This window comes from Streptomyces sp. LHD-70, assembly GCF_031157275.1.
Lineage (GTDB): Bacteria > Actinomycetota > Actinomycetes > Streptomycetales > Streptomycetaceae > Streptomyces.
This window is the reverse complement of record NZ_JAVIFW010000019.1, coordinates 127,598-146,419: the sequence shown is the minus strand read 5'-3', so window position 1 is coordinate 146,419 and position 18,822 is coordinate 127,598. Positions and strand designations below refer to the sequence as shown.

The 18,822-nt window shown below is 67.8% G+C and carries 23 protein-coding genes; 6 read left to right on the top strand and 17 right to left on the bottom strand.

Going from position 1 to position 18,822, the window contains the following annotated elements:
• Positions 1-228: 228 nt before the first annotated feature.
• Positions 229-573, top strand: a complete 345-nt coding sequence (locus RCO28_RS31025) for a hypothetical protein (RefSeq protein WP_308944631.1) — start codon at positions 229-231, stop codon at positions 571-573.
• Here the strand turns inward: RCO28_RS31025 and RCO28_RS31020 are convergent.
• The 11 genes from RCO28_RS31020 to RCO28_RS30970 form a co-directional block, all read right to left on the bottom strand.
• Positions 565-1,002, bottom strand: coding sequence for a hypothetical protein (locus RCO28_RS31020; RefSeq protein ID WP_308944630.1), 438 nt, complete (start codon positions 1,000-1,002; stop codon positions 565-567). The two genes, RCO28_RS31025 and RCO28_RS31020, sit on opposite strands and share 9 nt — an antisense overlap.
• 5 nt (positions 1,003-1,007) lie before the next feature.
• The gene (locus RCO28_RS31015; RefSeq protein WP_308944629.1) at positions 1,008-2,120 is read right to left on the bottom strand and encodes a hypothetical protein; all 1,113 of its coding nucleotides are present in this window, start codon (positions 2,118-2,120) and stop codon (positions 1,008-1,010) included.
• Positions 2,117-3,055, bottom strand: coding sequence for a hypothetical protein (locus RCO28_RS31010; protein ID WP_308944628.1), 939 nt, complete (start codon positions 3,053-3,055; stop codon positions 2,117-2,119). Before RCO28_RS31010 ends, RCO28_RS31015 begins: the two co-directional genes overlap by 4 nt.
• Before the next feature lie 51 nt (positions 3,056-3,106).
• Positions 3,107-3,979, bottom strand: a complete 873-nt coding sequence (locus tag RCO28_RS31005) for a phage tail domain-containing protein (protein ID WP_308944627.1) — start codon at positions 3,977-3,979, stop codon at positions 3,107-3,109.
• Positions 3,976-8,259, bottom strand: coding sequence for a phage tail tape measure protein (locus RCO28_RS31000; protein WP_308944626.1), 4,284 nt, complete (start codon positions 8,257-8,259; stop codon positions 3,976-3,978). Before RCO28_RS31000 ends, RCO28_RS31005 begins: the two co-directional genes overlap by 4 nt.
• 32 nt (positions 8,260-8,291) lie before the next feature.
• On the bottom strand, positions 8,292-8,609 hold the full coding sequence (locus RCO28_RS30995; protein WP_308944625.1) for a hypothetical protein: 318 nt from the start codon (positions 8,607-8,609) through the stop codon (positions 8,292-8,294).
• A 32-nt stretch (positions 8,610-8,641) separates the two neighbouring features.
• The gene (locus RCO28_RS30990; protein WP_308944624.1) at positions 8,642-9,115 is read right to left on the bottom strand and encodes a hypothetical protein; all 474 of its coding nucleotides are present in this window, start codon (positions 9,113-9,115) and stop codon (positions 8,642-8,644) included.
• A gap of 100 nt (positions 9,116-9,215) precedes the next feature.
• Positions 9,216-9,797, bottom strand: a complete 582-nt coding sequence (locus RCO28_RS30985; protein WP_308944623.1) for a hypothetical protein — start codon at positions 9,795-9,797, stop codon at positions 9,216-9,218.
• A gap of 156 nt (positions 9,798-9,953) precedes the next feature.
• On the bottom strand, positions 9,954-10,403 hold the full coding sequence (locus tag RCO28_RS30980; protein ID WP_308944622.1) for a hypothetical protein: 450 nt from the start codon (positions 10,401-10,403) through the stop codon (positions 9,954-9,956).
• A complete protein-coding gene (locus tag RCO28_RS30975; protein ID WP_308944621.1) occupies positions 10,400-10,831 on the bottom strand; it encodes an HK97 gp10 family phage protein in 432 nt (143 codons plus the stop codon). Before RCO28_RS30975 ends, RCO28_RS30980 begins: the two co-directional genes overlap by 4 nt.
• Before the next feature lie 72 nt (positions 10,832-10,903).
• Positions 10,904-11,254, bottom strand: coding sequence for a hypothetical protein (locus tag RCO28_RS30970; protein ID WP_308944620.1), 351 nt, complete (start codon positions 11,252-11,254; stop codon positions 10,904-10,906).
• Between the two features lie 346 nt (positions 11,255-11,600).
• Between RCO28_RS30970 and RCO28_RS30965 the strand changes: the two genes are divergently transcribed.
• Both RCO28_RS30965 and RCO28_RS30960 read left to right on the top strand, forming a co-directional pair.
• Positions 11,601-12,086, top strand: a complete 486-nt coding sequence (locus RCO28_RS30965; protein WP_308944619.1) for a hypothetical protein — start codon at positions 11,601-11,603, stop codon at positions 12,084-12,086.
• Positions 12,083-12,583, top strand: coding sequence for a hypothetical protein (locus RCO28_RS30960; protein ID WP_308944618.1), 501 nt, complete (start codon positions 12,083-12,085; stop codon positions 12,581-12,583). Before RCO28_RS30965 ends, RCO28_RS30960 begins: the two co-directional genes overlap by 4 nt.
• Before the next feature lie 41 nt (positions 12,584-12,624).
• Here RCO28_RS30960 and RCO28_RS30955 read toward each other — a convergent pair whose 3' ends face one another.
• The 5 genes from RCO28_RS30955 to RCO28_RS30935 form a co-directional block, all read right to left on the bottom strand.
• On the bottom strand, positions 12,625-13,041 hold the full coding sequence (locus RCO28_RS30955; protein ID WP_308944617.1) for a DUF6093 family protein: 417 nt from the start codon (positions 13,039-13,041) through the stop codon (positions 12,625-12,627).
• Positions 13,031-13,393, bottom strand: coding sequence for a hypothetical protein (locus RCO28_RS30950; protein WP_308944616.1), 363 nt, complete (start codon positions 13,391-13,393; stop codon positions 13,031-13,033). Before RCO28_RS30950 ends, RCO28_RS30955 begins: the two co-directional genes overlap by 11 nt.
• 138 nt (positions 13,394-13,531) lie before the next feature.
• Complete coding sequence (locus tag RCO28_RS30945; protein WP_308944615.1) at positions 13,532-13,882, bottom strand: Lsr2 family protein; 351 nt, start codon at positions 13,880-13,882, stop codon at positions 13,532-13,534.
• Between the two features lie 76 nt (positions 13,883-13,958).
• Positions 13,959-14,489, bottom strand: a complete 531-nt coding sequence (locus RCO28_RS30940) for a GNAT family N-acetyltransferase (protein WP_308944614.1) — start codon at positions 14,487-14,489, stop codon at positions 13,959-13,961.
• On the bottom strand, positions 14,480-15,730 hold the full coding sequence (locus tag RCO28_RS30935; RefSeq protein ID WP_308944613.1) for an XRE family transcriptional regulator: 1,251 nt from the start codon (positions 15,728-15,730) through the stop codon (positions 14,480-14,482). The genes RCO28_RS30940 and RCO28_RS30935 overlap by 10 nt, the downstream gene beginning before the upstream one ends.
• A gap of 180 nt (positions 15,731-15,910) precedes the next feature.
• Between RCO28_RS30935 and RCO28_RS30930 the strand changes: the two genes are divergently transcribed.
• From RCO28_RS30930 to RCO28_RS30920, 3 genes are all read left to right on the top strand, one after another.
• Positions 15,911-16,333: a hypothetical protein gene (locus RCO28_RS30930; protein WP_308944612.1), complete on the top strand. Its 423-nt coding sequence runs from the start codon at positions 15,911-15,913 to the stop codon at positions 16,331-16,333.
• Entirely contained in the window at positions 16,330-16,716 is a 387-nt protein-coding gene (locus RCO28_RS30925) for a hypothetical protein (RefSeq protein WP_308944611.1), read from the top strand. The genes RCO28_RS30930 and RCO28_RS30925 overlap by 4 nt, the downstream gene beginning before the upstream one ends.
• Positions 16,717-16,823: 107 nt before the next feature.
• On the top strand, positions 16,824-17,906 hold the full coding sequence (locus RCO28_RS30920) for a hypothetical protein (protein WP_308944610.1): 1,083 nt from the start codon (positions 16,824-16,826) through the stop codon (positions 17,904-17,906).
• 371 nt (positions 17,907-18,277) lie between these two features.
• Here the strand turns inward: RCO28_RS30920 and RCO28_RS30915 are convergent, their stop codons facing one another.
• Positions 18,278-18,817, bottom strand: coding sequence for a hypothetical protein (locus RCO28_RS30915; RefSeq protein WP_308944609.1), 540 nt, complete (start codon positions 18,815-18,817; stop codon positions 18,278-18,280).
• Positions 18,818-18,822: the final 5 nt, after the last annotated feature.

The window sequence follows — 18,822 nt, the reverse complement described above, 5'->3', positions numbered from 1 at the left end:
TACGGTCTTCGATCCATGCCCGCATCCCAGCATGCACATGACGAATGGTCGCCTCGTACGGCGATCAGTACCACGATCGAGCGATCACGAACCGAGGAAGATCGGACTTAACGACCTCTGAGTGCGGGCGCTCGCGTGACCGTCTTCCTCGCTGTGTGGGGACTACTCACAAGGGCTTAGGTAGCAGCACTCAGGCGGAGCGCACCGGCTCCTTCTAGCGTTCGGGGCATGGATTCCACACAGCAAGTCGATGCACGGGAAGAAGAGGCCCGCCCGCGAGCGACGGGCACGTGGTCACTCGTCCTGGGCGCGATTGCTGTCGTGTCCATCGTGTGTCCGATGCTCCCCGAGTATGTGCCGAACGTAGTGCGGTACCTCCCGGTCTACTTCATCCTGCCCCTTGGGCTCTGGGCGGTCGGATCGGGAGCCATCGCCCTGCGTCGTATGCGGGATGACGAGGAAGCCAGTCGTGCCCGGGCGCGGGCTGGGGTTTCCCTCGGTGCAGTGGCTGTCGTGACGGTGGTGGGCATGGTCATCTGGTTCTGCCTGTCGATGGCCGCCGTCTCAAAGTGACTTTGAACCGTCCAGCCGACACGTCAGCCCGTCCAACCCGACAGCCGTCACTGCTGCGCCACTGCGACCAGGCGTACGAAGGACGAGGTGGCCCTCCGGCGTCGCCTCGATGTGGACCGGGCGGCGGGAGTCGGACGGGGCGATGAGCGTGCGCGTGGTCTCTGGGCGGTAGTCCTCGGGCAGGAGGGCCAGCACGGTTCCGTCGTCGGTGCGGTCGGCGGTGAGGCCGATGACTCCCGAGAGTTCGAGTACGTCGAAAGGCGTCAGTCGGATCTGCGGGGACCGGGTCGGATCGGGTACCGACGTCGGGCCTGTCAGGGGGAGGGAACGCCAGGTGGGGGCTGGCTGTTGTCGTGTGCGTTCCAGGCGGGAGACGCGGCGTTCAAGGCGGGCCAGGCGCTTGGCCAGCGTGGAGATGGTGTCCGGCATACGCCCTACCCCTCGTCCGGGTTGTCGGGGTCTGCGGGCTTCTCCATGCGCTCCAGGGTGAGCGTGATCCGTTCGGGTTCCTCGCCGTTCGGTGGGCGCAGGGTCCAGGCGGTGATGCGGTGTCTGCCCTCGTATGTGATGTGTGGCTCGTGGAGGCGGATCAGTACGTCGTCGCCGATCGCCCAGGATCCGAAGGGGGCGGAGGGATGGTCGCGTACGTCGAGCTCGGTGAGTGTGGTCAACTCCTGGCGGAGAAGGCGTTGTTCGCGTGCCCGTCGGCGCAGCCGAGCTGCGTTCTTTTCCGAGGTCTCCAGGCGACTTTCCAGGCGTAGGCGGCCATCGCGAACGGTGTCCATGACGTGCGGCCGTTTGCGGCCCTCGCCTGCGCCGAGGGCGATGACGGTCTGCGCGTACTCGTCGGCGTCGAGGACCACCTGTGGGGTGGTGGCGATGTTGATGCCTGAGATGAAGACGGTGTCCTCGCGGTGGCGGCCCAGGCGGGGGCCGCCGAGGTGGATGCGATGAGCTGGGCGGTCGGTGCCCCAGCGGACCGATTCGGTCCACTCTGGGCCGTCGTCCAGATCGGCAAGTTCGTCGATGACCTCGCCGAGGTTGCGTGCCTCGGACTTCGCCAGGACGTACGGGGACTTGGAGGTGCCCGTCTTCGTGCGCGAGCGGGTGTCGTCCACCCTGACGCCGAGGTCGCCGTCCGGCTGATCCTGCGCGTACGCCCATACGTCGCGGATGATGTCGCAGGGGTCGGCCTCGATGTACGGTCCGTGGCCGTCCAGGTTGCCGTGGAGGTCGTAGCGGCGGTGCGGGTACGAGCCGAACCCGGCCGCCTCGATCGGGTACGCGGCGCCCTGAGGCTCGGCCCGCCAGAGGACTCCGCCCCAGACGAGCTGTCCGTTGCGCTCGACGTAGAGCAGCGTGTTGCCGGGGTCCAGGAACTCGGTGACGGGGCGGGCGAGGCCGGGCTCAAGAGTCGCGGAAAGGCTGCCAGGGCCGTTGAGTTCGGCGCCGCACTCGACGCCGGTCAGGGGGAGGTAGCCGTGCAGGATGTCGCCGGTCAGGGCGTGTGCGGCGAGGTAGCGGTAGTCGGGCATGGGCGGCGTCACTCCGGGGTTTCCGTGCAGTCGACGATGGCGGTGATTGCCGCGTACCGGCTGATGTACAAGCCGCTGCCCCGGTCGATGTCCGCGTCCTGATGCGTCTGTACGGCGAGGCGCTGGGTCCTGCCGCGTTGCCCTGGCGAGAGGGAGTACGTGTGGGCGAGTGCCGCGAACAGGTCCGGAGCAGGGCCCCGTTCGGTGTTGATATCGATGGCCGTGGTCTTGCCTTTCGCCTCGCCCAGAGTCGTACGCAGTCGAGCGAGCATGCTGCCGTCCTCGGCGCTCAGTCCGGAGATCGTCACTGTGATGGTTGCTCGGCTCGCCCAGGCCGGGAGCTCCACGTCCCAGGCGGCCTCGCCGGGCCAGTCGGTCCAGGTGCCGGGCTCGCCGGGCAGGCGTTGCCTGGTGGTCGGCCAGGCGGTGTAGACGCGGTGGTGGTGGCGGGCGTTCGCGAGCTGCCGTAGGTCCTTGATCATGTCGGCCGTGATGGTGCTGGTGTCGCGGGGCAGGGAGATACGGGCCAGCGGGATCGCCGACATGCCCTCGGGGACCTCGGCCGTCTCGGGTGGCACGTCCTGGATGACGTGGAAGTAGACGATGTCGTCGCGCGCGGGGTCGAGGTCGCCCTCGTACTCGGGATCCTCGACGCGCAGCACCAGCAGGTCGGTGCGCGCGAACGGGCCGGTCGGCTCGATGTCGATGAGGGCGTCGCCGATGTTGACCTGCCCGTACGCACCCTGCCAGGGACGTGAGCCGCGCACGATGGCCGAGCCGTCGGCCACGCGGACCCCGCAGGCCGGGCGCTGCAACGGCGAGACCTTCAGGTCGGTGGCTCCGGCGATGCCCTGTCCGCCGTGGACGAGGCCGCCGAGCAGGAGACGACTGGCGCGGGCCTGGGGGCAGGTGCCGTGGGTGATGAACGTGGGCCGGACGAGGGTCAACTGCCGCTCCCTTCTGCGGAGTTCAGCGGAGTTCAGCGGAGTTCATGCGCGTCACAAGGTGGTGTGCGCCGAGCGCCACGACAGGGTGAGGCTGCTGGTGGCGGTGGGGTCGTCGCCGCTCCAGGCGACCTCCGAGGCGCCGGGCGGGAGGGTGAAGTGGTCGAGGCGGGAGCGCGGGGACACGGAACCGGCGATGTTGGTCGCGCCGTTGCGCAGCGCCCAGCGCGTACCGGGGCGGGTTGCGAGGTCGACGTACTCGCCCGCGCGCAGGGACACGGCGACTTCGAGTCTCTGGCCGGTGACCGTGTTCCAGACCTTCGGCTGCGCGACGGGTCCGTTGATCCGGAGGGCTGGCCAAGCCGGGGCGTCCCCCGTGTTGGTGATGCGGCCGGGGCGGGCCGCCTGGTCCAGGCCCAGGGTGAGGTAGCTGGGAGCGTCGGCGTGGAAGAGCGGGTCCATCGCGACGAACTCGATGTCCAGGGGGATCCACCCGTGCACCGAGCTGGCAATGCTGGTGGCCTCCATGCGGCGGATGCGTCCGTACAGCCGACGCGTCTCATGGCCCGGCCAACGCGCCCGCAGCACGCTCATCTTGCCGGTGCTCGTGCGTACGCCTTCCGCGCGCGCCGCATGCTGGAGGCGCGAGAGAATCTTGGTCGCTGCCGCCGGGTCGCCGGGTGTCTTGATGCCGGCCTCGATGCGCACGGTGCGGGGGCCGTAGTAGTCGGCTCCGGGGAGAGTCCCGTCTCCGATGGGGTTGTCCACATCCTGTGGACGGACTTCGGGCGCGCCGAGCCCTTCGATCTCCGCGACGGGGATCGGTGTGCCGGGGCCGAGGAGGACAGTGGATCCGATCTCTATCTGCCAGTCGCGGAGTTCGGTCGTGACTGAAGCCGGCTGATCTGTAAGGGACTTGGGGGTCATCGGATCCTCCCGCCGCGCTGGGCGTTGCGCAGACGGCGCATCATCTCCGTGCCGATCTGCTGAGGGCTGGCACTGCTGTCGTGGACGGTGACCGGCATCGTGCCGATCAGCGGCTGCTGTTCGCGTACGACGACGACTTGTACGGATCGGCCGCTGCGGGCGTCGACGCGGGTTGCTGCTCCTCGGGCGTCTGGGGCCGCCGGGCGGATTTCGAAGCGGCGCACGATGTCGGCGAGGGCGCGGGTGGCCGCGGCGTTCCGAGGTCTGGTGGCAGGCAGCCCGGCACCAGCTGTCGCGGCGCGGCGAGTGATACCTCCGTCGGCAAGCCACTCGACCTGCCCGTCGAAGCGGCGTACGACCTCTTCCACGATCCGCTTGCTGCGCTGCCGTTTGCCTGACGCGAGTGGCACGTACGCCTCTCCGCCGGTCTCCGGCTCGCCCCAGATGCGCCATGAACCGGCTGGAGCGATCTGTGCCACGTGGCCCTCGCGGCGGCTCCGTCCCGTACGCCCCTCGCGCCCGTCCCGCACGCCGCCATCGGCGTAGAAGTCGAGGACCGAACCGTTGGCGTTCGGGCGGCGCAATGCCTTCGGGACCGTCGCGCCGGACTGGACCTTCTTGTAGTACTCGGTGGTGTAGACGCCGACGCCGACCGTTTTGCCGCGCAGGGCGTTGATGCGGCTCTGGATGGTGTTCACGGCGTTGGTCGGGCCGCCGGTGGGGATGGTGATGCGGACCCGCTTGCTGCCGGGGACCTTCTCGATGCGGAAGCCGAGCGCCTCCAGTTGCTTGCGGGCGGCGGCCGTGGGGGCCCGTACGACCACGCTCTTCGCGCCGGGCGTCGACCGGATCTTGTCCCGTACGGCTTCAAGGCTGCGGATCGCGCCCGCGGTGGCGGCGGACACCTGGACCCGCTTCGAGCCGGGCGTACTGCCGAGCTTGGCGATCAGCGCGTCCAGGTTCTTGCGTGCTCCGGCCGTCGGTGCCGTCACCTTGATCTGACGGGTGCCGGGCACGGTCTTCACGGTGAAGCCCAGCGCCCGCAGCTTCTTCTGCGCGCCCTCGCTGAGGGAGTCGATACGGATCGTCTTGCGCGTCGGGAAACGGTCGAACTCTGCTTGCACCGCGAGCAAGTTGGCGAGGGTGGAGTCCATGCCGCGCGTCTGCAGCAGCAGTGACACCTGCGATGGAAGCAGTCCGAGGCTGTCGGCGACGCGTTCCGCCTGCTCGCGGGTCAGACCGTAGCCGCGGGCGGCCTTGACGGCGGCTTCGCGGGCGTTCTGCATCTCGGTACGGGACTTCGCCAGGGCCTTCGGTAGTGCCTCGCCGTTCTGCTGGGCAAGGGAGTACGCGGACACGGCCGCGTCGGCCGCCGCGTCCGACAGTGAGGTGAGCTGGGTGTAGAGCTGCTGGCCGTTGCGAGTGGTGGTGTTGAGGGTGTTGTCCTTGTTGACCAGCTGCTTGCCGCCGTAGCCCTGGTCGCGGTCGACGGTGTCCGCGGATTCGTTCAGGTCGAGGATCGCGGAGTTGACCCGGGCCTTCGCCGCCTGGAGGGAGATCTGGCCGCCGGAGAGGAGGTCGAGGGCGTCCTTGAGGGCGCGGGTTCGCTGGTCGGCGTCGGCGGTTTCGTCCGCCAGGGCGCCGACGGCCGTCTTCAGGCGGTCGTATGCCGAAGTGCCGTCTCCCGCGCCGCGCTGTGCCTCGGCGAGCTGCTTGGCGCTCTTCATGGACTGGGCCATCTCACCTTTGACCGCGCCCAGTGCCTCGGCGGCCTGCTTCGCCCGTAGACCCGTCGCGTTGTACGACTTCGTGGCGGCGCCCTTGCTGGTCGCGAGCCAGCGGACGTTGGACTCTGCGGTCGCGTCGAGCTCGCGCTGCAGCGCGCCGAGCGAGGTGCCCTGTCCGAGGTAGGCGTCCGTCAGGCGGCGCATGGGGACTCCGGCGCGGTTCATGACGTCGACGAGTCGCTGCTCGCCGTCCTGGACCTTCGCATCCATCAGGAGCTTCGCGGCCTGGGCGCGAACGCTTGAGTCGATGACGCCGCCGGACTCCCGCAGCGCCGAGGTGAGCGACGAGACCCGTTGCTGGTGCGCGGCCGCCGCCTGGGCGGCCTTCTGCTGCTGGGAAGCGAGGAACCCGAGGCCGATCGTCACCCCGGCCAGAGCTGCGCCCCACGGCCCGCCCAGCGCGCCGACCAGACCGGAGCCTGCGGAGCGCAGCCCCGAGCCGGCCGCGCGGGCGACGCCGTTGAGCGTGCCGATGAAGGTGGTGCCCGCACCGTTGGCGCTGCGGAAGGCGGACGTCATCTGGCCGAGGAAGCCGACCCGGGCCTGCACCGCCGCCCACGCCGCGCCGTAGCGGGTCAGCGACTGCCCGGACGCCATAGCCAACTGCCGCTGTATCTGCATCTGTTGGGCGAAGCCGTTGAAGGCGCCTCGTACGGGCCCGCTGACGGTGTTCGCGAGGCCCGCGAGCTGCGGCCGGGCCCGCGCGAACAGCAGCATCGCCAGTGCCGCCGACTGGATCGGGCCGGGCAGCGATCCGAAGGCGTTCACGAGGCCGCCGACCAGGTGCCCGATGGGCACGAGGATGGTGGACAGGCCCGATACGGCGTTGATGACGAGGTTGACAGCGGTGGCGAGAATGTCGAGGGTCCCGGCTGCCGCACCGCCGCCCTCACCGAGCCCGCCCAGCGCAGACAGGAGCGGCTCGGCGCCGTCGGCGGCGTTGCCCAGCACCTCGCCCAGCGCTTGCGCCGCGTTGACCAGCAGGTTCAGGCCGGTGGCCAGAGCGTCCTCGCCGATGTCCTTCAGCGGGCCGACGAGTCGCCGGGCCTCATCAACCAGGCCACCGATCCCCTCCGCGGCGCTCTTCTTCAGATCCGGTCCGAAGAGGGTGGCGAGGTCATTGCCGTATTCGAGGGCGGCAGTCAGATTCGGGGTGGCGCCTGCGAGCCCGCGCGTGAGGAGCCGTACGACGTACTCCAGACCCGGCGCCATCCCCTCGTACAGCGCGATGCCGGTCTGCCGGGCCTGGGTGTTCAGCTGCACCATGGCGCCGGACAGGCCTTCGCCGCGTGCGGACGTGATGCTCGCCGCCGCGCCGGTCTGGCGTACGGCGAGGGAGAGGGCGTCGAAAGACTCGGTGCCCTGGTGGGCGAGGGCGATGGCGCCGGACATCGCGGGCTTGCCGAAGGCCTGCTTCACGGCGCCGGTGAAGTCCTGCTGCGACATGTCGTGTTGGGCCTTGGAGAGGCCGTCGATCACCACGCGCAGCCCGCGGAAACGGCCCTGGGTATCCCACGCCTCGATGCCGAGACGGTGCAGTGCGGCGACCATCTGAGGGGTCGGTGCGGCCAGGTTGGCCATCATGCCGCGCAAAGAGGTACCGGCGGTCTGCCCGAGGATTCCAGCCTTGCCCAGCATGCCGACCGCGCTCGCCGCGTCCTCCATGGAGACGCCGAGACCGGCGGCGACCGGACCCGCGTACCGCATCGCGTAGTAGATGTCGATGATGCCGCCGGAGGCGTTGTTCGCGGTGGCGGCGAGGATGTCCGAGGCACGGGACGCCTGGTCGGCGCCGAGCCCGAACTGGTCCATGATGTCGCCGAGATACTTGGCGGAGTCGGCTGCACTCACGTTGGCCGCCGACGACAACGCCAGCGAGGCCCGTACCGCGTCGATCGACTGGTCCGTACGGAAGCCCGCCTTGGCCAGCTCCACCATGCCCTCAGCGGCATCGGCCGCTGTCGAGCCGGGCAGTGTCAGGTCGTTGCCGAGCTGCTGAGCCGTCCACGAGGCGCGCTGCATCTGCGCGGCGGTGGCGCTGGTCACCGCCCGGAAGACGTTCATCTGGCGCTGGTAGCGGTTGCCGTCCTCAGCGGCCTGGCCGACGCCGAGGGCCAGGCCGGTCACGGCTGCGGTGCCGGTCAGGCCGGAGGAACCGCGCCCCAGGGTGGTCATGGCGCGGTTGAGCTGCCCGATCGAGGAGACGCCGTCACGGCTTGCCGCACGCAGCTGTCCACGCACCGAATTCGCCCTGGTGGCAATCGCGTTGAGGCCTGCAGCTGCCCGTCGTGCGTCGGCGCCCACCGCGGTGAACTGTCGGGAGGCGCGAGTGCCGGTCGTGGCGAGCTGCGCCAGGGCGCGGTTGGCGGCTGCGGTGCGGTCCGCGAGCGTCCGGGCCTCTCGCGAGGCAGCGCGCAGTCCGCGGATGAGGTTGGTCGCCTCGGCCCGCATCTGGACCGTCATCGTGTAACCGGCCACCGCTGTCCTCGCCACTCCCTTCCTGCGTAGTCACATCTCGCTCGCCGTCACCGTTCGTTGTGCCGGTGTACGTAATCGGCGCGAGGGAGGAGCTGGATCTTCACGCCGTACCCGGGGCGGCCCTCGGGGACCTGGTCCCGCTCCTGCTCGATCACCTCGCAGCCGGGGCAGCGCACGGTGTCCGGCACGTACGCGTGCGGGTCGCCGCCATGCTCGGGGTCCCACTCGGCGAGCCGGGTCCGGCACTCCGGGCACATCCCGTGCTGCCAGGACCGCCACGCCAGCGCCTTGGCCCGGTCAAGCTCGCTCCACCGGCCGTCCCCGCCGAGGAACCGGCTGTGCGCGATACCCCACCGGTCGCACAACTCAAGCTCGGCGCGCAGCTGGGGATCTGACCTCAGCCTTTTCCCACGCTCGACGTGCTCACCTCGGCCCGAGCGATCTGCTGGACCTGCCAGGCCGCCTCCCATAGGGCGTTCGCGTCGGACGCCGACCAGGAGGTCAGCAGCTCGCCCGCCTCGGTCTCGTTCATTCCGTCGACCGAGGAGGCGGCGATCAGTGTGGCCGGGAAGGTGTCCGGGTTGAAGGCGGCGCCTTCGGCGGCCTGTGCTTCGGTCGGGGGATGCGCGGTGATCACCTCCTCCAGCACAGGCCGGGGGAGTGCACGGAAGGTCAGGCTCACGGAGGCGTCAGCAAGCCGCTTCTGAGCCGCCTCGTGCGCACGAAGCAGGTCGGCGAGGCGTCGGCTCAGCTCCTCGTCGTCGGGCTGTGCGTCGGCGAGGTACCGGGCGCGCTCGGCGGCCTGTTCGGCGAGTACCGACTCCTGACGCACCTGCTCGTCGTCGCAGAGCCTCAGGGTGTGCTCGGGCAAGGGCCGCTCGCGAAGCCGCCGCATCTTCGCGGCCCACAAAGCGTCGATGCGCCCACCCGCTGTCGCAGCTGTCTCCTCAGACACGGCTGCCCGGGCCCGCTCAGTCGTCATCGTGCGCGCTGACGGTGGCTGCGGCTACGACCGTCACATCGACGGCGTCATCGTCCGGATGGTCTGGGTGGACGGGGAGGGGCTTGGGCGAGGCGGCCGGCACCGCGACGTCCAGCGCGGGCGGGTCGGTGATCGTGTAGGACACCTGGAACTTGGCGGCCTCGTTACCCGTGTTGTACTGCGCCGAACGCGATGCCACCTGCGCCGGAAACACGTCCATGGACTTCGACCCCGGCACGTCGCCCTTGCGCAGGAAGACGACCCAGCCCTTCGCCCCCTTCGGCAGCAACTGCTCGACGTCGTCGCTGACCTTGTCCTCGTAGAACGTGAACGAGGAGTCCTCGGCCTTGTCCTCGCCGGGGATGGAGCTGGTGAACGTAGATGACAGGTCGGGTGTCTCGATGGCCTCGTTGGTCAGCGCCCACCCCTCCACGTCGGAGATGGCCTCGGTGAGCTCGGTGGCGTTCGGCCGGGACAGCTCGGCACGGGTGGGCGTCTGCGCCGTGGCGTGGATCTCCTTCAGCCAGAAGATCTTGGTGATGCCACGCCGCATGAAGCGCTGCTGGGACATGGTGTTCTGCTCCCGCTTCCGGGCAGCGCCGACGCTGTGCAGAAGCGGCTGCCCATGAGATCCACAACAGGGGACCGCCGAACCATTCGTCTGATCCGGTGTCCGCGTGGACCTCCGCGGTGAGGAAATGAGCAAGAAGCTCAAGGACTCAAGAGCTCAGCAAGAAGATCGAGCAGGACTCACGGTGATCGTGAACCGCTGCGCGTAGGAAACGATATCGCCCTGCGAGCCGTCAACGGGAGCCGTGCCGACGTCGGCAGTCAACTCACGATCTGTGACAACCATGTTGGGGACTTTGAGCCCGTGCCGCCACCCACCGTCAGACCGCTCCACGAGCACCGAACGAACCCGATCGGCAAGCCACTGCACCTGATCGTCCCGCGTGCCCACACTCGTCACTTGGTACGTCCACGCCGCGTCGGCATGCCAGTCGAAGAGCGCGGGACCGGAGAAGTCCCCGGGCAGGCTGTAGAGGACGGAGTACGGGAACGTGGCGGCTTGACCGTCGGCTGCCTTCGGGAACTCGCCGATCCCGCAAGGACGTTCCGTCCCGATCTGGACGAGAAGGGCCAACGCCTTGGTGAGCGGCAGCCGAGGCAGGCTCACCCCAACACCCCCGTCTGGAGGGCGTCCAGGTACCCCGGCTCGGTCTGCCGGAAGGCGGGCTCGATGTGTGGGTACGGCGGCTGCTGGAAGTACCGCCCGAGCCGGTCGGCACCGACGAACCCGTACTCAAGCCGACGCGACTGCGGCGCCTCCGTGAACACGACGGCACTCACCCGCCCACCGCTGACCGTGACCTTCACGTCCCAGGACGCCCGGTACTGCCCGGTGATGACGTTCGGCCCGGGGCGCCCGGAGGCATTCCGCTGGATCCGAGCCCGCAGCAACATCGCGTGGTGCCGTGTGATGGCCCGCGTACGAGACCGCACGGCCGGCCCCATGCGGGCGAGGGAGGTGGCCAGGGCGGCGGGGTCGCGGAAGGCGGCGGCGGAGGGATGGGCGTTGGGGTGCGGGTTGACCGGCGTCGTCACCGGCGGAGCCTAACGAGTTGTGACGCGCCGCGCGGGATCGATAACGCTGAAGCGTGACGCCCGCTGATTCCACTACCGACGGGCAGTCTCCTGCACACTGAGCAGCAACCCGTCCTCCACCACGGCAGTCACCACCCGCACGCCCACGACAGAGCCGTCCACCGTGTGGCGCTCCAGGAACCGGTACACCCCGGCGGTGACACTGGAGATCTCCTCGACCTCGATCGACAATCCAGGCTGGCTGCCGCCCGCACTGCGCAGGGATTCTCGCAGCGTCCCAAGGTCGAGGATCGCTCCATCTGTCGTCACGAGCACGAAGGCGTCGTGGTGTGCGCCCAGGAACGCGTCGAGGCTTTCAGCGTCTCCATCCCTCAGCCACGCAGTCAACTGGTCATGGTGTCGGACCAAGAAGTCACCGTTCATCCCCTAACTGTGGCAGTTGAAGCCTGCCGACCGACGGGTGGGGAGAGGCATCACACGAGGGCGAACGATGGCTGATGCGGCACTAGCTCAGATCTTTCTCAGAGATCCATCGTGAACGTCCCTGCGCAGTATCCCGCCCATAGGTTGAGCCGAAGCCTGCCTGACCAGCAGGCACAACAACGGAGGGGGAACTCCTTTGCGCAGCACACTGGCGAGACGCACTCTGATTCCTCTCGCGACACTCGCACTTGCCGTCGCCCTACCCACACAAGCGAGCGCGGACACCGGCACCGACCTCAATCCCGTCCCCATGCCGACGGCGGAGCAGACCGCCCAGGAAGATGCCTTGGCCGCGCTTCCCGAGGTGGGCGAGGGGCAGGCCAGGGAGCCGCGGCGGTGCGACAACCCGTACAAGAAGTGGATCGAGATCACCGGCAAGAAGGCGTACCACGTGCCGTCCTGGTGGAACGGGACCAAGTTCAAGGACGGGCCGGGCGGCACGATGGTCGTGAAGGTCGAGAAGGCCGGGAAGATCTCCGCCGAGATATCGGCGGGTGCCGAGGGCGATGCCAGACTCATCGTCGCGAAGGCCAAGGTGAAGGTCGATGCGAAGATCGGCGTTGAGATCGGCGTGACTGCGGGCCACGAGTACCGCAGGAAGATCGCCAGCGGTAAGTACGGGCACCTCCAGTACGGGTCCTGGGGATACAAGACGACCTGGTCCAAGTACGAGACCAGCGCGGATGGTTGCGGGAAGAAGCTGGTGAAGAAGGGCCATGCCACACTGCCTACTTCGGAGACGGGCTGGCGCTACTGGGAAACCAAGTCATGACGCTGAGGAGCAGGCCCGCAAGGACGGGCATCGCGCTGAGCATCGGCGCCCTGTGTGCCGTCGTGCTCGCAGGCTGCACCGAAGGGTCTAAGAATTCGGGCTCGCCGGCCGAGAAGCCGCCCCCGACGTCGTCGTCCTCCAAGCTGCCGAGCAAGCCTGACGAGAAGCTCGGAAAGCAGGCGGAAGCCGCTCTGGACACCGTCACCATTGATGATCCGGAGTTCGTCGAGTCGGGCCTGGAGACCCTCAGCGACGGAGTCCACGCAGAGTCGCTGCTGACGCGCGGCAAGTCGTACCAACTCGGCGTGTCCTGCGCCGGAAGTGGCACAGCCGAACTGTCCGTCCACATCAAGGGCAAGCCGGTCGTGCGGCGCATCGAGTGCGACGGCACCGCGACGTACGAGCGCATCACGGAGGCATCGATCCGCCTCGGCATCGACGTCGAGGGAGAGCCGGGCGCCTCTGGCATGGTCGCCTGGCGGATCAGCGAGATGTAGTGCAGCACCGCCCCGCGCCTGCGGCCAGGCGCGGGGCGGCGCTACAGCAGCTGAAGCCGGATCAACCGCACCACGGCGTAGCTGCCCAAGCCGTAGTCCACGACGCGAAAGCGCCGACTGATGAGCTGAGGGTCGCGAGTAGATCCGGCTACGACCAGAACGTCGCCGGGGCGGGTGGGCGGAGCATCCACAGGCAGCATGGCCTGATACGGAGACTGCGAGACCTCCCCTGCGGCCACGCCATCCAACGCAGCTGTGGTGCCACTGAGTTGACCGGCGAGGGTGACGGCACCCAGTCCGTCCCAGACCAGAAACGGGGTGTCTTCAACGGGGATCAACTGGCCGCTTTCATCGTCCAATACGTCATCGGACTCCCCTTGGACGTCCCGCCACAACTCCAAGCGGTCTTCGAGTACGCCTTCCACGACACGTCGCACCCCCGACAGGTCAAGCCCCACGTGCCCACTCCGCCAACTGCCTCAACACGGCGGCGGTGCTGCCTCCAGGGACGTTCTCCAGGTCAATCCGGGAGAGGGCGGCACGTTCCACTTCCAGCGGATCGCATGCCTCCAGAAAGTCGGCGACGACGGCGCAGGGATCGACAGGCACAGCCACTTCGACCCGCGCGAGCAGGTCCAGGACGGCGGGTTTCGTGCGGCCCGGATGGAGATGCAGCACTACGCGTGGGGGTTCATGCGCGAGGGCTTGAATGTCGGCGGAGGAGACGTAGTCGGTCACGTCCTGACCATCGACCGCCACGTTGTACATGCCCTGATCGGCGACCAGCCGGAAACTGTGGAGGCTTTTCATCGGCGGAGCCTACTGTCCGCACTCGGCGCCGCACCTTTCTCGCCACTGGGAAGCGAGTGCGGTCTGCCGGTCTGCCGGACTGCGGGCGAGGAGCGCTGAGCTCTCCCGCCCGCAGCAGAAGCAGTCGCGACGCTTGCCCTAGCTGGCCTTCTCGTACGCCTCACGAACAGCGGCCGGCACCCGGCCGCGCTCGCTGACCTCGTACCCGTTCGCCTTCGCCCAGGCGCGGATCGCCGACGAGTCCACCTTGGAGCGGCCACCCCCGGTCGCCTTGGCGGCCTTGCCCTTCTGCTTCACCTCGCCACGCACCCTGCGGGCGCCGTCGGCGTGCAGATACGGCTTCAATATGTCGAGGAGCTTCTCGTAGTTGTCATCGGTGAGGTCGATCTCGACCCCTGCTCCATTGATAAGGATGCTGTGCGTGGCGATTTCCGTCGATTCCTCGCCGGTCAGGTCGTCCACAAATGTCGTAATTACTTTCTGGGCCATACGGTCGACTATAGGTGGCTGAGGCAGACCGCAAATACCCGGTCGACAGATCCTCTCTCCTCGCAAATGCTCACGATTACCGCCCCGCAAGTCGCTTCATCATCACCGCGTACGTAGGTGAGTCCTCGTAGGGCTTCGCCTCGTCCACCTGCTCGTACCCCCACGTTTCGTACAGCGCCTGCACCTTCGGGTGGGACCTGTCGACGAACAGCGTCACAGCTTTTTCCGGACGGTCACCGATGAGGGCTTCGTGCAGCGCCACGGATGCCCCGGTCTTGCGCCAGCGCCGCAGCACCATGAGCTCGGAAAGCGCGAAGACCCTGTCCTCTGGCGCAAGCGACGTCGGCCGCTCCGAGCCGCGCCACCAGCCTCCCGTGCTGAAGGCAGCACCGTAGGCGAAGCCGACTGCCTCACCGTCCTCGAAACCGACGACGCACACCCACCCATCGCGACTGCTCCAACGATCGACGAACCCGCCGAACCGTTCCGTGGAGTGGAACGCATCTCCCGCGTCCTCGCCCTCGTCCTCGTAGACGGCGTCGTGGATGTCCAGGAGCATGGTCCGGATCTCTGCCGCGTCCTGGTGCCCGTAGAACTTCAGATCCATTGCCGTGACCTCTCTGTCCACTCAGTGATTTCGCGGGCATGGGAACCCGACGCAACGAGCAGCTGACGCACACGTCCGAGGGTGTCGGTCGTGCGTTTCGAGCCCGAACCGGGGGTGAGCATGCTGTACGCCTTCTCCCCTGAGGAGCAGGCGAGTTCGAGATCACCTTGATGTGCTTGCGAAAGCGCGAGATGCGCCGAATACAGAGCGCGATTCCGTACCAGCTCGGGGCGGAGCCCAGCCAATGTCCGGTGGTAGAAGTACTCGGCCCGACTGAAATCCCCCAAGGCGGACCACACGCTGGCCGAAAGCCCGTCGACCTCGCTCTCGTCGTAGAAACCGATCCACGCCGGCCGCTCTGTTGCTGCCCGCCGTTCGAACGACCGCTCTGCCGCGGCCAGAGCCTTCAGGGCGTCACTGCGCTGTCGGCTCTTGGCCAGCGCCATGGCCTTACGCATGTGGGCAAGAGAGCCATAAACGGAGTCGCGGCGGGCGACACCCAACGCCTTCATCGCGTCCGCGGCAGCCGCCCCCTCGGCGAAGTCCTTTCTCTGCCCAGCGATCATCGCCATGGTGTTCCAGACGTGGAATTGAGTCCCGCTGTTGCCCGAGAGGCCTGCGAGCGTGACCGCCCGGTCGAGATGGCTTCGGGACCGAGAACGGGCCTTGGCATCGATCGCGGCGAAAGCGGCGGAGCTGGTCACGTCGGCTGCGAGAGAATAGAGCAGCTGGCGGATCCGGGTGGAGGCGCTACCGGCCGACAACTCCGACTGGATACGCGTGGCGAGATCTACGGCTCGATTCTCGACGTGCTGTGCGCCGCCGATCCGCCAGTCGGCCGCGATGATCTGCGCGTACTCGCGGCCGAACCGATCCACATCGCTCTGGCCGAGGTGGGCGCGGCCGGCGGAGGGCGCGGCGACGGCAAGGGCGGTTCCGCTTCCCGCGGTGAGGAACGTACGGCGATGCACAGGGTCCTCCAGTGGCGCATGCGCAGCATTCCCCCGAGGGACGAACCCTAAGTCAGTAGCAGGCCGCCCGAACACCCTCTCCAACGCCAACCTCTGCCTGGCATGCGGCCAGCGGGTGTCACCGGTGAGCAGGCGCCGTACATCGCGGTCGGTGAAGCGTCCTTCCCTCCCGGTGAGGTCCTCGATCTCCTCATTGATTCGGTGCGCCAACCTGCTTTGAGAAAGCCCGAGTTCGCTCATCGCGGCGGCGAGAGCACTGTTTTCACCCACGTCCGCAAGGTAGCGGCGTCATCGCTCGCTTCGACAGTCCGAAGGTAAAAATCACCGGGGTCACGGGTGCGCGTAACGGCCAGTTTCACCTGGTGGGGCGTGACGGTCCGGCTGTCCACTGAGTACGTACTCGATGCACCTGTGGACCTATCCGCCGCCGACCGAGGAGGCCGCAGCCCCATGACAATGCGAGCAGAAGAAGAACTCTCCGACCTGTTCGTCGAGGGTGAAGCCGAGATGACCTCGGTCATAGGCGACGCCCGAGGTGAAGCGGAAATGCTCGACCTTCAGGCCGTACGGGAGGACGTCGACGCCGTCGCCCGACTGAAGTTGCCACTGCACGATCGCGCATACGCCGAGCAACTGACAACCAAACTCAGCGACTGCTTGAGGTGGCTCCTCGCGGAGGAGACCGGCGCCGAGGACCCCTTGATCAGGGCGTACTACCAGGACGCCTATCGCCTACTCGCTGTGGAGCGCCGCCCCACCATCGAGACGACATCCTTTGGGGTCTGGTCATATCTCCATCAACTAGCTCTACAAGTAACGAAGTTCACCCACCTCTATGAGGTCACTCGGAAGGCGAGGAAGACCGACCGATGACCTACGACCGGAACGCTGTCTCGCCCGCACCCCCGGGGCTGCGCCTGCTGCCTTGGGAGAACGACACCGGAAAGCCGTGCTACCTGTCCACGAATGACGCCGAGGGCACCTTGGCCCAGCTTGCGGACGAGATCGAGGAGGACCAGTTGAGGGACGGCGCCGACGTCCTCAAGGGCGCGCGGGCCGTACTGGCCGACCACAAGTCCGGGGAGCACGCTCTACGGCACGCGCTGCGGGCAGCGACGCAGGTGCTCGGCGATGTCCTGCGAGTCGCTGACAGCCGGGGTGCTCGCCTCCCGGCACCCGACGATGGTGTGTCGGACGGGGACGACGGCCAGGGCGATGCAGTCGGGCCACAGCTGACTGCCGAGGCATTCGGATGAGCGCGGGCAGCACGACCGCCGCACAAGGACGGTTCAGGTTCACCGAATGGGCCCTGACGGCCATGCCGTCCACGGCCTTGCGATACGTGGGCAAGTGCCTGACGTGCATGGAACGTTCGAAGGATCAGTCCGATCCAGACGTCGCTCAACTCTGGTGTCTCAAACACGCGGGCCGCACCCATCACAGCGGCTACGAACTGACGCTGGTCCAACAGTTCAATGCCACGGTGGCCGCCCCGCCAGCGACTCCTGCCGTGGCCGTGCAGAAGGTCCCTGTGTCCGACGAACTCGCCGTCGCCCTCGCCCGATACAGGGAAAGACTGCCTCCCGAGCAGTTCTTGAGCGGCCAGCTGACATCCGAGGTCGCCGCGATATACGGGCGGGAATCAGGTGCCCTGCCGCAGGCGACCGAGCTCGCCGAGCGTCGGGAATCAGGTGCCCTGCCGCAGGCGACCGAGCTCGCCGAGCGATGCAGGGAGCTACTCGACGACGAGGACGGCGAAGGCTTTGTGGTGCTCCAGTTGGCGGGGCTCCAGGACGCAGCCGGGTCGACTGCCGCCTTCACACGGGCCGTCACAGCCCTACTTGCCCTGGTCGCCACGCCCCTCTCGGTCCTCAAAAGCCAACGCCTGTGGAACGCAACCGACGCCACGGCCGGCGCCATCCCGCTCCACCTGGAGATCCCCAACTCGACCTGGCCACCGGACTATTGCGCCTACCTCTGCGTACGCGCTGATCTCAATGGCCAGGGCCGCAGCTTGGTGTCGAACAGCCGTCGAGCGGTCTCCCGATTGGGCCACTGCGAGGCGGAAGTGCTCAGTCACCAGCGCTACAAGATCGGCCCGCTCCGCGACCTGGTCGGCGTGGGCGTCGAATGGCCAAGCTTCCCAGTCATCGACGGGATGGCCACGCAGGGAGGCTACGTCCGCTTCGCTCCAAACATGGTCAACGATTCCGACACCCAAGACCCATACGCCAGAGCGACGCGATCCCTTGAGGCCGAACTGATCACTGGCCAGCGGAAGGTCCAACTCGACGCCGGCGACCTGCTGATCGTCAACCAACACCTGTGCTGCTACGGTCGCGAACCGCTCGGGGAAGGACCGGCGGACGTGCCAGGCGGGGAGGAGCAACTGGTCCTGCGAAGTTTCCTACGTCGCCAGGGACCACCACTCTCCTCAGGGAAATGACGCGTCTCCTCGCTCGCACTCCAGCACTCTTGCGAGGAGCGTCGCACTCGGCGTCGGCGCAGCGCCACACGGCCCGCAGCTCGGTATCAGTGAGGCGGCTCGTTGCCCGGAGAGCTGGAGCTGCACTTCGTCGACGGTGTCGCGTGACTGAGCTCGACCCCTGGCGTACCCGTAGACATCGCCCAGTACCGCGCTGAGCAGACCAACTGCGGCGGCGGCGACCGTCGCCCACCCCTGGTCCATGGCGACGAGGTGCGCCAGGACCCTCTTGGCGCCGACCACCGAGCAGCCGGAGCGGGACCAGCAAGAGCGCCTGCCGTGGTCCTAGTCGGATCGCTAGAGGCCCTCATTCCGCTCCCGCTCGGCGGCCGTCACAGTGGTGGTGCAGACAGCACCGCACGCACGGCGGTCACGAAACTTTGATGCTTGGCGTTGACCTCGTGCATCAACTCGTCGAAACGGGGTTGAGTACGGGCATCCAGCCCAGGAGCTCCCCGAAGAGGTTCGATGTACCGCGCTATCACGGCGAGCGCTGCAAGGACTTGCCCTGCACTGCGGTCCACTTCTTGAGGTCCCGCCAGGGTGACCCGCGTGAGGAGCCTCACCAACTCGCCCCGGTGGGCGTTGAGACCATCGATGTGTTGCTCGATCCTGAGCCAAGCTGGTTCAGAGAACTCGTCTGGCTCCAGCAAGCACTCACGAAGGTCAGCCAGGGGTAGGAGCGTACGTTCCGCTCCCTCCAGGAACGCCAGGTATGCCGACATGCGCTCGTCTCGGAGCTTCAGTCCATGGTCAAGCCGCCCTTGGTCCCGTGACTGCCGTCTCGCCGTCATGTGGCCGAGCAGCGCGGACCCCAAACCGCCTGCAATGCCGACTCCCGCCCCGAGAACTGCCGCTATTCCCTGGTCCATGCGGG